Here is a 12,225-nt window from a genome sequence, read left to right as displayed (position 1 = left end):
GATCCGCGAGACCGACGCCGCGTCAGTTCTTGGTGAACATCGCGATAACGCCCGCCACGATCATCAGGAAGATGGCACCGAGTCCGCCCATCTGAACGGCCTCATTCGCAAGCAAATGTCCCATGTCGAGCGCCTCTCTGCGTGTCGACGACTCCTTCATGAAGTCAAAAGCGAAACTGGCGCTGACCCGAGAGCGACCGCTCGGTCCGCTCTACATCGATGAAAGCACACCTCCCTCGTCAGGAGAAGCATGTCAGGGGAACCATCGTGGCCAGAGAAGAGCAGCAGGCTGCGGACCGCCAAGCGCAGGCTTGAGGTGTGGTCGGGCTACTTCCTCGAGACCTTCGCGGTCGTGGTGGTCTTCGTGGCCTATTGGGATGCGCCCGACCGCGGCTCCTACTACGAAACCACCGCCCAGGTGATAGCCACGATGTACGTCGCAGTCGCAATCGAGTTCTTCGCCGGGGAGGGAGTGCAGCTCGATGCTGCTGGGCGTGCCGAGTTCGTGTTCCTGTTGGCTGTGAGTTGGCTCGGGCTGCTCGACTCCTACGGCGCTCTGTCGCAGGCTCCTTCCGCGTGGACGCCATCGCTGGCCGCCGCTGGTCTCGTCGCTTCCGTCTTCATGGTTACGACTGCGTTGGGGCGCCGCGTGAACTTGAAGAACGCGAAGCTGGTGAAGCCGGTGATTTACGTCGCAGCGTTCTCTCCGGTCCTCCTGCTGATCGTCAGCTAGCAGCTTGAAGCATCCCCGGGTCTCTTTGCCGTCGTCGGCCGAGAACCGCGCTCGCGTCGCCGCCCGGTCCGAGAGCGACGCGATGCCCGACATCTCCCCCTGAACCGCTTGCTCCCGGACTGACGTAGGTCCCGCCGGCCGAGTGCTTGCGCCTCTGCGCTGGGCGGCCTGAGGTCGGGACGCTGGTCTCGTAGGGAGGCTGGGATGACCACCACCACAGTGCAGAAACCCCGGGCGGCCCGGGGAGCGCGGCGGTTCGGCTACGTCGTGGCCGTGGCCGTCAACCTGGCCATGCTGGCCCTCATCCATGCCTGGCCGGGCTGGGACGTCGTCCCGTTCCTCACGCCCCAGACCACCGACGTGCTGCCGTTTGTCGACGCCTCGATCGTGACCTCGATCCTGGTCAACACGCTCTACGTTGTCCGCGACGGCCGCGGGGTCAAGGCGTCCGGGGACCTGGTGACCAACCTGGTCTCGATGCTCTCCCTGATCCGGATGTGGCAGGTCTGGCCGTTCGACTTCGACGGGGTCTGGGCCGGTTGGCAACCCCTGACCTACGTCCTGCTCGCTGTGGCGACCATCGGCACGGCCATCGCGGCGCTGGTGCAGGTCGCGACCCTGGTGCGGCTGGCCGTCGACCGGCGCTGACTCGGCTCACCACTAGGCTCCCCGGATGAGTGACGCCGATCACGAACGTCGGGCCGTGGAGCTGGTGTTGGGCTCCACGCAGTACGCCGAGACGCTGGACGCTCTCGTGGAGCGCACCGGGCGCACCCCGGCCGACCTGAGGGCCGACTCGGAGGCGGCGCTGACCGAGATGGCGGCGTACATCGACGAGTCGGCCTCCCGCATCTGGGACCGGATGGGGCGGTGGCTGACGCGCTCCTACGAGGTCGACGTCGACACCAGCGGCCTGAAGGAGCTGGCCGAGCTGGGGCGCCGGCACTCGTTGGTGTTCCTGCCCAACCACCGTTCCTACCTCGACCCGCTGGTCCTGCGGGCGGCCACGGCCGGGCACGGCTTCCCCAGCAACTACACCCTCGGCGGGATCAACCTCGCCATGTGGCCGCTGTCGGAGCTCGGGAAACGGAGCGGGCTGATCTTCATCCGCCGCTCCACCCGCGACGACCCGGTCTACCCGGCCATGTTGCGCCTCTACCTGGGGTTCCTGCTGCGCCAGCACGCCAACCTCGAGTGGTACTTCGAGGGAGGCCGCACCCGCACCGGCAAGCTGCGACCGCCACGGATGGGGGTGCTGCGCTACCTGGTCGACGCGTTCCGCGCCAACGGCGAGGACTCCGACGACGCCTACCTCGTGCCGGTCTCCATCGTCTACGACCAGCAGCACGAGGTCTCGGCCCTGTCCCAGGAGGAGAGCGGCGGGAGCAAGGCGCCGGAGAGCCTGACCTGGCTCTACCGGTTCGCCCGCGCCCAGGGGCGGCGCCGCGGGCGCGTCCACGTGCGGTTCGGTCCGCCGCTGTCCTTGCGTGAGGCCCTTGCCGATGCCGGGTCGCGCGCCGAGACCGACGACCTGACCGAGGTGGTGCCCCGCGTCGCGTTCGAGGTGGCCCACCGCATCAACGCCGCCACTCCGATCACCCCGGCCGCCCTGGTGACCTTCGGGCTGCTCGACAACGACGGGCGCGCGATGACCCTGCCCGAGACACTCGGCGTCCTCGAACCGCTGGTTGCCTACGTACGTCGCCGCGCACTGCCGCTGACCGCCGACGTCGACCTCGGGCGCCCCGAGGGCCTGCGCAAGGCGCTGGCGACCCTCGTCCGCGAGGGCGTCGTGGTGGAGTACGCCGGCGGGCTCGAGCCGGTCTATGCGATCGCGCCCGATCGGCAGCACGAGGCGGCGTTCTATCGCAACACCGTCACCCACTACTTCATCAACCGGGCGATCCTCGAGGTGGCCCTGGTCCAGGCCGCGCAGGAGGATCCGGCCGCCGAGGTCGACGTCGTGGCCGCCACCTGGACCCGCGCCCTGGCCCTGCGCGACCTGCTGAAGTACGAGTTCTTCTTCGCCACCAAGGGTGAGTTCGACGCCCAGCTGCGCTACGAGACCGACCTGGTGCGCCCCGGCTGGGCCGAGGAGAGTGTCGCTTCGAGCGAGATCACCGAGCTGCTCGCCCAGTCCGACCTGCTCCTGGCACACCGGGTGATCGGACCGTTCCTGGAGGCCTACTCCGTGGTGGCCGACCGGTTGGTCACCCGCGAACCCGCCGCGCCGCTGGACAGCGACGGGCTGATCGCCGAGAGCCTCGGGGTGGCCCATCAGCGGTGGCTGCAGCAGGACCTCCACTCACCGGAGTCGATCTCCAAGGACCTCATGGGCGGCGCGCTCAAGCTGGCCGGCAACCGCGGGCTCCTGGGCCCCGGGGGTGACGAGCTCCTCCAGGCGCGCCAGCACTTCGCCGACGAGCTGGCGGCGGCTGTCGCCGCCATTGCCGTCGTCCGCTCCTTCGCTCTGAAGGACTGATCAAGGACTTGAGGAGACACGCACCACGACCTTGCCCAGCGCGTGCCCCTCGCCGACATGAGCGAGCGCGGCCGGCACCTCGTCGAGTGTGTGCACACGGTCGATCCGGATGCGGACGTCTCCGGCGACGCAGAGGGCAGCGAGCGGCTCGAAGTGCGCCGGACCCTCGTGGACGACGAGCATCCCGATCGAGCGGCCACTGAGCCGCCCCAGCGCCCAGCCGGCGCTGAGGATGCGCAGCAGCGAGCGCACCGACCCACCGACGCAGCGATAGGTGCCGTGAGGTGCGAGCGCACGTCGGTAGGCGAGCACCGACCGGTGCGCGACCATGTCCAGGATCAGCTCGGAGGGCTGGGTGGTCCGCGTGAAGTCGTCGCGGCGGTAGTCGATCACCTCGTCGGCGCCCAAGGACGTCATGAAGTCGAGCTTGGCGGCGTTGTCGACTCCCGTGACGTGAGCGCCCATGCGCTTGGCGAGCTGGATCGCGAAGCATCCCGACCCTCCGCCCGCACCGTTGATCAGCACTCGGCGACCTGCTCCGGCCCATCTCGTCCCTTGCAGGGCGATCGCCCCTGCCTGCGGGATGGTCGACGCTTCTTCGAACGTCAGCTGCGCAGGCTTCGGCGCGAGTGCCGACTCCGGCATGAGCGCGTACTCCGCGAAGCCCCCCATCAACGCCAGGTTGTCGCCGTACACCTCGTCTCCGGGTCTGAACCGGGACACCCCCTCCCCCAGCTCGTCGACCACGCCTGCGATGTCCGACCCGAGTGTCCGGCGTGCCGGGACACGAAGGCCGCCGATCCGGGCGTACGCCGGCGACCCACGCAGGCCCTCCCAGTCGCTGAGGTTGACCGACGTGGCCGCGACCCTGACCCGCACCTGGCCGGCCGCCGGCGAAGGGACCGGCACGTCCTCGACACGAAGCACATCGGTCGACCCGTAGCGGTCGCGGACTACCGCCTTCACGCCCGCGCTCCGGCCCACCGGGTCATGGCTGAAACCTAATCTGACCGGGCGGCGTACGCTCACCCACAAGCCGGACGAGGGAGTGCCTGTGACCACTGCGAACCATCTGCTCGAGGCGCTGGAGCCGGTCGTGGCGGAGAATCTCGACCGCCACCTCGGGATGGCGCAGGAGTGGCACCCTCACGACTACGTCCCGTGGAGCGAGGGCCGCGACTTCGCGTTCCTGGGCGGCGAGGACTGGGCTCCCGAGCAGTCCCGGCTGTCCGAGGTCGCCAAGGCGGCGATGATCACCAACCTGCTGACCGAGGACAACCTGCCGTCCTACCACCGCGAGATCGCCACCCGGTTCGGCCGCGACGGCGCGTGGGGCACCTGGGTCGGGCGCTGGACCGCCGAGGAGAACCGGCACGGCATCGCGATGCGCGACTACCTGGTCGTGACCCGCGGCGTCGACCCCGTCGAGCTCGAGCGCGCCCGGATGGACTACATGACCTCCGGCTACGACTCCGGCGACAAGACCCCGCTGGAAGCGGTGACCTACGTGTCGTTCCAGGAGCTCGCCACCCGGGTCTCGCACCGCAACACCGGCAAGGTGACCAACGACCCGATCGCCGACCGGATGCTGGCCCGGATCTCCAAGGACGAGAACCTGCACATGGTCTTCTACCGCAACATCGTGGCGGCCGCGCTGGAGCTCGCGCCCGACGACACCATGCGCGCGATCGCCGACGAGGTCATCGGGTTCGAGATGCCCGGCGCCACGATGGCCGGCTTCCGCCGCAGCTCGATGATCATCGCCAAGGCCGGCATCTACGACCTGCGGCTGCACCATGACGACGTGATCATGCCGATCCTGCGGCACTGGGCGATCTTCGACCGCAGCGACTTCGGCGCGGTCGGCGAGCAGGCCCGCGACGAGCTCGCGAAGTTCCTCGAGGGCCTCGACGCCCAGGCGACCCGCTTCGTCGAACGCCGCGCGGAAAACCGTGCACGCGTCGCCGCCCGGTCCGACAGCGACGCCACGCCCGACATCGCCTCCTGAACCGCCGAGGTCAGCCCCGGGTCGCGCGCACGAACGTCGCGATCCGCTCGGCCAGCGGCTCCGCCTGGTCCTCCTGCAGGAAATGCTTGCCGGGCAGTCGGACGATCTCCGGCACCCCCGCGGCGGCCCGGGCCTCCTCGCCCTTCGTGGTGATCTTCAGGGCCGGGTCCCGGTCGCCCCACACGACTTGGACGGGGTATCGGTCGCTGCCCACCACCTCGAGATAGAGCCGCTGCTTCTCCGCGGTGAGCTCGAAGCCACGCATGATCGCGAGGAACGCCTTGCCGTTGTCGCCGCGCTTCAGCAGGTCGACGTACGCGTCGATCTCGACGCCGGGCACGGCCTTCATGTCCTCGATCCCCTGCAGTGCCATCAGCCTGCGCAGGACCGGCTTCTTCAGTGTCGCCAGGTAGACCCGACCGAGGCCACGGTGGGCGAACGGCTCCATCACCCAGGGCCGTCTGAACTCCTCGACGCGGATCAGGGTGTTGAGGATCGTCAACGACCTGACCCGATCAGGCACGGCAGCGGCCACCTCGAAGCCGACCGGTCCGCCGATGTCGTGCACGACGAGGTGGAAGCCGTCCAGGCCCAGCGCCTCGATCGCGGCCGTCGCCCAGAGGCCGAGGCCGGTCCAGGTGTAGTCGAAGTCGGCCGGCCTCTCGGCCAGTCCGAGCCCAGGCAGGTCGAACGCGATGCCCCGCACGCCGTGGCGTCCGAGCGCCGGCACCACCTTGCGATAGAGGTACGCCGACGCCGGGACGCCATGCATGCAGACCACCGGCTCGCCCTCGCCGGCGTCGAGCACGAACGACCCCACCCCGGCTGCCGTGAAGCGCCGTCCGGTCCGCTCGTAGTCGGCGATCACCTCGCTGGCCCGCACGGTCAGACCGTAGTGGTCAGCGCAGCGCGATCAGGGCGCCGACGGCGAAGCCGGCCGCCAGCAGCCACACGATGGTGTTGAGCTTGACGCTCATGCGGGGAACACCTCCCCGTCCCGGACGGCCACCGCCACGGACGGCAGCGGCTGGGACGCCGGGCCCTCGGTCACCTCGCCGGTGCCCGCGTCGAACTCACTGCCGTGGCAGGGGCAGATGATCCGGCCGTCGGTGACCTCGTTCACGGGGCAACCCTGGTGGGTGCAGATCGAGGAGAACGCGTGCACGGTGCCGTCGTCGGCCTTGGTGAGCACGATCTTCGCGTCGTCCAGCACCAGGCCGCCGCCGCTCGGGATGTCGTCCACCGCGGCCAGGGCGGAGCCGGATCCGGCCGACGTGTCCGGGTCGCCGTAGGCGTTGGCGTTGGGGTTGTCTCCGTCCTCGTCACGGAGCGTGGTCACAACTGCCCCCGCGACGCCGCCGACGGCGAACACCCCGGCGCCGCGCAGGGCCGAGCGACGCGTCAGCTCCTCGGTCATCGCTGTCGCCCGCTCATGTCAGTGGGATCCCGCTGCGGGTGAAGAACCACAGCGCCGAGGTCAGCCAGAGGAGCACGAACAGGCCGAAGGTCAGGCCACCCAGCACCGGCAGGCCCCACTTCGGCAGGCCCGACACCCGCAGCCCGACCATCTTGGCGGCGTACGCGCCGTAGAAGCAGCACCCGGCGACCCCGTGCACGAGTACTCGGGGCGAGGAGGTCGCGAGGCCGAGCGACCACAGGCAGTGGAGGGCGACCGGCAGGGAGACGACGAAGGCGACTGTGCCGCTCCACCGGTGAGCCGGGGTGACCCAGGCCGGCGGCGGACCGAGAGGCAGGCGCTGCCACATCCACAGCGCGCTGCCGAGCTGCACGAGCACGAGCAACAGCGCCAGCGTGGCCAGCCAGCTCTTCATCTGCAGCATCCCGGAGAAGCCCAGGGTCACCAACGGCTCGAGCGCCGGGTCGTGGACCTTGCCGTAGACACCGAGGACGACCGCCACCGCGGCGCCGACGGCCACGACGAGCGCCGTGCGCGGTCGCTCCACCTGCGCGCTGGGGGACGCCGTGGCCATGGGCCACAGTGGCACCGGGACACGTCGGGGGCAAGGCCATCGCCTCCTGAGTTACTAGGCTGCGCCAATGGCCGACATCGACGACCTGCTGGCCGACATCGCCGCCGGACCACAGGGGCCTGAGGTCGGCGCGTTCTTCGACTTCGACGGCACCCTGATCCACGGCTACTCGGCGGCGCTCTACTTCCGCCAGCGCCTCGCGAGCGGGGCGATGGGTCCGCAGGAGCTCGTCAGCACCCTCGTCGAGGTCTTCAACATGCAGCAGCGCGGGCACGACGTCACCCGCCTGGTCGGCGTGGGCCTCGGTGCCCTGCAAGGCACCTCTCTGACCGACATGGAAGACATGGGCCAGCAGCTCTTCCGGTCGAGGATCTCGGGCTACGTCTACCCCGACGCCCGCCGCCTCGTCCGCGCCCACCTCCGCGCCGGGCACACCGTCGCGCTCGCCTCCTCGGCCACGCGGTTCCAGGCCCAGGCTGCCGCCGAGGACCTCGGGATCGAGCACTTGCTGGTCACCGAGGTCGAGGCTCTCGACGGCATCCTCACCGGCCGGGTCGACGGGCCGATCCTCTGGGGGCCGGGCAAGGCCGCGGCTGTGGAGGCCTTCGCCGCCGAGCACGGTCTGGACCTCAGCGAGTCCTACGCCTACGGCAACGGAGGAGAGGACGTCGCCTACCTCGAGACCGTGGGGCGACCCCGGCCCCTCAACGCCGACAGCACCCTGACGCAGGCCGCGGCGGAGCGAGGCTGGCCGGTGCACCGGTTGCACCGTCAACGGCGCCGCAGCGCGACCAACCTCGTCCGCTCGGCGGCGTCGTTCGCGGGCCTGGGCGCGGGGGTCGCGGCGGGGTTGGGGATGGGGCTCCTCAACCGGGACCGCGGCACGGCGCTCACGGTGGCCGCCGCCATCGGCTCCGAGCTCGCCCTCGCCGGCGCCGGCGTCGAGCTGGAGGTCGAGGGCCAGGAGCACCTCTGGGCCTCGCGCCCGGCGGTCTTCGTCTTCAACCACCAGAGCCAGCTCGACGTCGTCGTCCTGGCCGCGCTCCTGCGTCGCGACTTCACCGCCGTCGCCAAGAAGGAGCTCGCGAAGGACCCCTCCTTCGCCGCCATGGGCTGGCTCGCCAACGTCGCGTACGTCGACCGCACCGACAGCGTCGCCGCCCGCGAAGCACTCGCGCCGGCGCTGGAGAGCCTGCGGTCGGGCACGTCCCTGGTCATCGCCCCGGAGGGCACCCGCTCCCCCACGCCGCGGCTGTTGCCGTTCAAGAAGGGGGCCTTCCACCTGGCGATGCAGGCGCGGGTGCCGATGATTCCCGTGGTCATCCGCAACGCCGGCGAGATCATGCCGGCCCACTCGATGATCCTCACGCCGGGCACGGTGCAGGTGCGCGTCCTCGCGCCCGTCCCGACCGACGACTGGACCGCCGGCAACCTCGACGAGCAGGTCGCCCGGGTGGAGGAGATGTATGCGGAGACCTTCGACGACTGGGACGCGGCACGAGAGTGATCCGGCACTAGGGAGCAACGGTGACCGCGCGCCAGCACGCCGCGGCAACCTCCTGGAGCTGACCCGGAGTCAGGTCCTGGCCACCGGCGGCGAGGCGGACGGCGGGGCCGAGAGCGAGGTCGTAGAGCACGTCGACGGGGAGCGGGAGCAGCAGCGCCACCAGGTCAGGCCTGGTCACCTGGGCGACGAGCGGGTCGTCGTCGTCGGCAAGAACGGCGTCGTGAGCTCGGCGGCGATAGGGCGAGCTGTCCACCTGCAACAGGAACCGCGCGCAGTCGGGGTTGCGCCGCAGGTAGTCGTAGTACGCCAGCCACAGGGCGCGGAACCTGTCCTCGGGCGGGCTGTCCGGGTCGATGTCGGAGGTGGCTTCCCTGCCGAGCTCCGCCTTCGTCTCCCGGTACGCCGCCAGCACCAGCTCGTCCTTGGAGGCGTAGTGGGTATACGCGGTCCCGGTGGCCACGCCGGCCTGGCGGGCGACCGCGCTCATCGACGCGTCGTGGAAGCCGCGCTCGGCGACCACGCTGCGCATCGCCCGACGCACGGCAGCCGCCCGGTCGGTCGGCTTGGCGGTCACGCCTGGACGGCACTGATGTCGAGTGCGACCCCGGTCTCGCGCTCGGACACTTCCCAGAGCCGGGATATGGCGGCGCTCATCCCGAGCCGCCGGAAGATCGGTTTGCGTACGGGGCGGCCGTTGTTGACGAAGAGCGGCCCGTAGAACTCGCCGCCCTTGGCGGCCGGGTCGGTCGCGGCACGCAGCTGGGGCAGCGCCCCGTCATCGGCCGACATCCCGGTGCGTCGGGCGAGGGTGTGGAAGAAGCGCTGGGAGAGCCCGCCGCCTGACTCCTGCACACTCACGGCTTGCAGGTCGGTGTTGGACAGGCCTGGGTGAGCGATCAGGCTGGTCGTGCTCGCCCCGGCCTTCGCGAGGTCGCGCTGCAGACCCAGACCGAAGTGGAAGTTCGCCAGCTTCGCCTGACCGTAGGCACGCCATGGTCCATAACGGCCCTCCAGGTGCGGGTTCGTCGTACTCACTGCCCGCCCGATGTGGTGCGCCGTGCTGGTCACCGTGACGACGCGGGAGCCCGGCGTACGCAGCAAGGCTGGGAGCAGCAACGCCGTGAGAGTCCAGTGCCCGAGGTGATCGACGCCGAACTGCATCTCGTAGCCGTCCACCGTCCTCGCTTCGGGGATCCCCATCACCCCGGCGTTGTTGATCAGCAGGTCGACCCGCTCGTGGGAGGCCAGGATCTGACTGGCCGCGTCCTTGACGGAGGCCTGCGAGGAGAGGTCGAGTGCGACCACCTCGAGCGAGGCATCGGGAGCGGCTGCCCGGATCGTCTCGAGGGCCTCTGCCGTCTTCTTCGGGTTTCGTGCTGCCAGGACGACATGCGCGCCCTTGGCTGCGAGGTCGCGGGCGGTGACCAGCCCGAGCCCCCCGTTGGCTCCGGTGACGACGGCCGTGCGGCCGCGCTGGTCGGGGATGTCGGCTGCGGTCCAACCCATGTTGTGCTCCTCTGAATGAACGTTCATTCAGACTACATGAGCGGCGAGAGCTGCGTCAGAGGCTGAGCGTGAGCGGCATCACGGCATGCCGGCGCATCATCCGGGGGATGGACCTGACGTTCTTGCCCTGAGGACCACATGCCAGAATTGGCGCTGCTTTCCAGACGGTCTGTGGACGGGGAGGGGCACCGGCCGACCGACTCGGAGGTAGTTGTCTTGTCGAAGGGACGTCACAGTGCCGGCCGTACTGCCGGCCACCGTCGAACGACCCCCACCAGCCTCCGCACCCCGCCACCGGGTGCCCGGAAGGCACCGCCTGGGGCGCGCAAGGCGTCACCCACGCGCGTGGGCGGCGCCAAGGTCGCGGGCCGCCGCGTCGCGGAAGGGAACGGCCGACCGGTCGTCCTGACCGCGATCGGCTCGGGAGAGAAGCTCTTCGCGGTGCTACCGCTGGCGATCCTGTCCGTGGGGTCCGTCGCAGGGCTGGCGGCGATCACCAACGGTGATGCGGCTACGTCGCCGTCGCCTGCCGATTCAGACACGGCCGCCGGTGAGGTCCTGCACGACACGGCATCGCGTCGGATGCTCGCGCGCGCGACTCCATCCCCCGCGCCGGCCGCGATCTCCGCGACCCCGGCACAGGTCGCGACGGGCGCGGCCCCGGGTCCGGTCACGATCGACGAACCGTCGACGGGCGGGTCGACGGGTACGTCGGCGGGCGGGTCGGCGGGCGGGTCGGCGGGCGGGTCGGCGGGCGGGTCGGCGGGCTCGCTGCCCGAGATCCCGGCGGTCACGCACAGTCCCGCCGCACAGGAGCCCGCAACCCCTGCCCCGACCTCGTCCGCCACCGCCACTCCGGATCCGACCGTCAGCGACACCCTCACCGAGGCCGAGGCGACCGCTCTCTGCCTGGCTTCCGGCATCAGCGCAACTGATGTCCTCGCCCTCGCGACGTGCGTGCAGGAGCTGCTTGGCTGACGCCCGCGGAGCCTGAGGATCATCGGGATGCGCTCCCGATGAGCGATGCCGACCTTCGCAGCGTCCAAGCCATCGCCGCCAACTACGAGGCCCATGGGTGGTACGTCCCATCTCGCGTGGGAGCGAATGCGTCGTTCAACCGATGCCCCCGACATGTCGGGTGCATAGCGTCGAGGCATGGATGTGACGCTGCCGGTGCTCGCGGGAATGGTCTCCACGGCCGTCTTCGCCGGAAGCACGCTGCCGATGCTCCACAAGGCGCTGCGTACGCGCGAGCTGTCGTCGTACAGTCTCGGCAACATCGCCCTGGCCAACGTCGGCAACGCGGTGCACTGCGTCTACGTCTTTCACCTGCCGCCGGGTCCGATCTGGTTCCTGCACACGTTCTACGTGGTCAGCTCGGCGCTGATGCTCTACTGGTATCTACGCTGTCGCCCCGTCCGCCGCGAACGCCCGCTGGCGGCGACAAGTGCGGTGCCGATGACCGCAGTCGCTCAGGGAGAGCCGCGGTGACCGCGCGCGCGAGGCTCGAGGCAGTTGCGGACCAGATCCCGCTGCCGGCGGAGACACTCGCCGGCGTTCTGGCAGCCATACTGGCGCAGCGAGTGCTGCCGCTGCGGCTCTCGGCCTGGGCACGACCGGCCGGCTCGGTGCTCGCCGGCGGCGGGCTGGCGGTGCTGGTGGCCGCATGCCGGGAGCGGGGCCCGGGGTCACTGGAGGAGCCGGAATCGCTGGTCACCACGGGGCTGCACGGGCTCACCCGCAACCCGATCTACCTCGGCTGCACGGCGGTCCATCTCGGCCTCGCTGGTGCGACCCGCAATGGCTGGATGCTCGCCACCTGCCCGGTGAGCGCGGCGCTGGTGCACAGGTGGGTGCCGCGCGAGGAAGAGTGGCTGCACGAGAGGTTCGGGGACGGGTACGACGCCTACCGGGCCCGGGTCCCCCGCTACCTGTGACCCCTTCCGCGGCGTGGCCCAACCGCTGTCAGTGGGCGCTCGCTGAAGTCGCATCGCTCGG

The 12,225-nt window shown here is 70.3% G+C and carries 15 protein-coding genes; 8 read left to right on the top strand and 7 right to left on the bottom strand.

Annotated elements, in window-relative coordinates:
- Positions 1-22 precede the first annotated feature (22 nt).
- On the bottom strand, positions 23-160 hold the full coding sequence (locus tag ACYVC6_RS08040; RefSeq protein WP_460712732.1) for a hypothetical protein: 138 nt from the start codon (positions 158-160) through the stop codon (positions 23-25).
- Between the two features lie 156 nt (positions 161-316).
- Here ACYVC6_RS08040 and ACYVC6_RS08035 point away from each other — a divergent pair, with 156 nt between their 5' ends.
- The 3 genes from ACYVC6_RS08035 to ACYVC6_RS08025 all read left to right on the top strand — a co-directional run bounded on the left by ACYVC6_RS08035 (position 317) and on the right by ACYVC6_RS08025 (position 3,215).
- Positions 317-733: a hypothetical protein gene (locus ACYVC6_RS08035; protein ID WP_460712730.1), complete on the top strand. Its 417-nt coding sequence runs from the start codon at positions 317-319 to the stop codon at positions 731-733.
- A gap of 204 nt (positions 734-937) precedes the next feature.
- On the top strand, positions 938-1,381 hold the full coding sequence (locus ACYVC6_RS08030; RefSeq protein ID WP_460712728.1) for a hypothetical protein: 444 nt from the start codon (positions 938-940) through the stop codon (positions 1,379-1,381).
- A gap of 25 nt (positions 1,382-1,406) precedes the next feature.
- Positions 1,407-3,215, top strand: a complete 1,809-nt coding sequence (locus ACYVC6_RS08025; RefSeq protein WP_460712726.1) for a 1-acyl-sn-glycerol-3-phosphate acyltransferase — start codon at positions 1,407-1,409, stop codon at positions 3,213-3,215.
- Here the strand turns inward: ACYVC6_RS08025 and ACYVC6_RS08020 are convergent, their stop codons facing one another.
- Positions 3,216-4,181, bottom strand: a complete 966-nt coding sequence (locus ACYVC6_RS08020) for an NAD(P)-dependent alcohol dehydrogenase (RefSeq protein ID WP_460712724.1) — start codon at positions 4,179-4,181, stop codon at positions 3,216-3,218. It abuts the gene before it with no gap.
- An 88-nt stretch (positions 4,182-4,269) separates the two neighbouring features.
- On the opposite strand from ACYVC6_RS08020, the gene ACYVC6_RS08015 reads away from it, so the two are divergent.
- Positions 4,270-5,223 carry an acyl-ACP desaturase gene (locus ACYVC6_RS08015; protein ID WP_460712722.1) on the top strand — a complete coding sequence of 318 codons (954 nt, stop codon included), beginning with the start codon at positions 4,270-4,272 and terminating at the stop codon, positions 5,221-5,223.
- A 10-nt stretch (positions 5,224-5,233) separates the two neighbouring features.
- On the opposite strand, the gene ACYVC6_RS08010 is transcribed toward ACYVC6_RS08015, so the two are convergent.
- The 3 genes from ACYVC6_RS08010 to ACYVC6_RS08000 all read right to left on the bottom strand — a co-directional run bounded on the left by ACYVC6_RS08010 (position 5,234) and on the right by ACYVC6_RS08000 (position 7,214).
- The gene (locus tag ACYVC6_RS08010) at positions 5,234-6,106 is read right to left on the bottom strand and encodes an alpha/beta fold hydrolase (protein WP_460712720.1); all 873 of its coding nucleotides are present in this window, start codon (positions 6,104-6,106) and stop codon (positions 5,234-5,236) included.
- 90 nt (positions 6,107-6,196) lie between these two features.
- The gene (locus ACYVC6_RS08005) at positions 6,197-6,640 is read right to left on the bottom strand and encodes a Rieske (2Fe-2S) protein (RefSeq protein WP_460712718.1); all 444 of its coding nucleotides are present in this window, start codon (positions 6,638-6,640) and stop codon (positions 6,197-6,199) included.
- A gap of 13 nt (positions 6,641-6,653) precedes the next feature.
- Positions 6,654-7,214, bottom strand: coding sequence for a DUF6529 family protein (locus ACYVC6_RS08000; protein ID WP_460712716.1), 561 nt, complete (start codon positions 7,212-7,214; stop codon positions 6,654-6,656).
- A 67-nt stretch (positions 7,215-7,281) separates the two neighbouring features.
- Between ACYVC6_RS08000 and ACYVC6_RS07995 the strand changes: the two genes are divergently transcribed.
- Positions 7,282-8,721 carry an HAD-IB family hydrolase gene (locus tag ACYVC6_RS07995; protein WP_460712714.1) on the top strand — a complete coding sequence of 480 codons (1,440 nt, stop codon included), beginning with the start codon at positions 7,282-7,284 and terminating at the stop codon, positions 8,719-8,721.
- 7 nt (positions 8,722-8,728) lie between these two features.
- On the opposite strand, the gene ACYVC6_RS07990 is transcribed toward ACYVC6_RS07995, so the two are convergent.
- Both ACYVC6_RS07990 and ACYVC6_RS07985 read right to left on the bottom strand, forming a co-directional pair.
- Complete coding sequence (locus ACYVC6_RS07990; protein ID WP_460712712.1) at positions 8,729-9,295, bottom strand: TetR/AcrR family transcriptional regulator; 567 nt, start codon at positions 9,293-9,295, stop codon at positions 8,729-8,731.
- On the bottom strand, positions 9,292-10,227 hold the full coding sequence (locus ACYVC6_RS07985) for an oxidoreductase (protein WP_460712710.1): 936 nt from the start codon (positions 10,225-10,227) through the stop codon (positions 9,292-9,294). The genes ACYVC6_RS07990 and ACYVC6_RS07985 overlap by 4 nt, the downstream gene beginning before the upstream one ends.
- 345 nt (positions 10,228-10,572) lie before the next feature.
- On the opposite strand from ACYVC6_RS07985, the gene ACYVC6_RS07980 reads away from it, so the two are divergent.
- The 3 genes from ACYVC6_RS07980 (at position 10,573) to ACYVC6_RS07970 (ending at position 12,164) form a co-directional block, all read left to right on the top strand.
- Entirely contained in the window at positions 10,573-11,205 is a 633-nt protein-coding gene (locus ACYVC6_RS07980; RefSeq protein ID WP_460712708.1) for a hypothetical protein, read from the top strand.
- Between the two features lie 177 nt (positions 11,206-11,382).
- Positions 11,383-11,718, top strand: coding sequence for a hypothetical protein (locus tag ACYVC6_RS07975; RefSeq protein ID WP_460712706.1), 336 nt, complete (start codon positions 11,383-11,385; stop codon positions 11,716-11,718).
- Positions 11,715-12,164, top strand: coding sequence for a methyltransferase family protein (locus ACYVC6_RS07970; RefSeq protein ID WP_460712704.1), 450 nt, complete (start codon positions 11,715-11,717; stop codon positions 12,162-12,164). Before ACYVC6_RS07975 ends, ACYVC6_RS07970 begins: the two co-directional genes overlap by 4 nt.
- The last annotated feature ends 61 nt before the right edge of the window (positions 12,165-12,225 follow it).

It is taken from the genome of Nocardioides dilutus, assembly GCF_054779555.1.
This window is presented reverse-complemented; position numbering and strand designations above follow the sequence as displayed.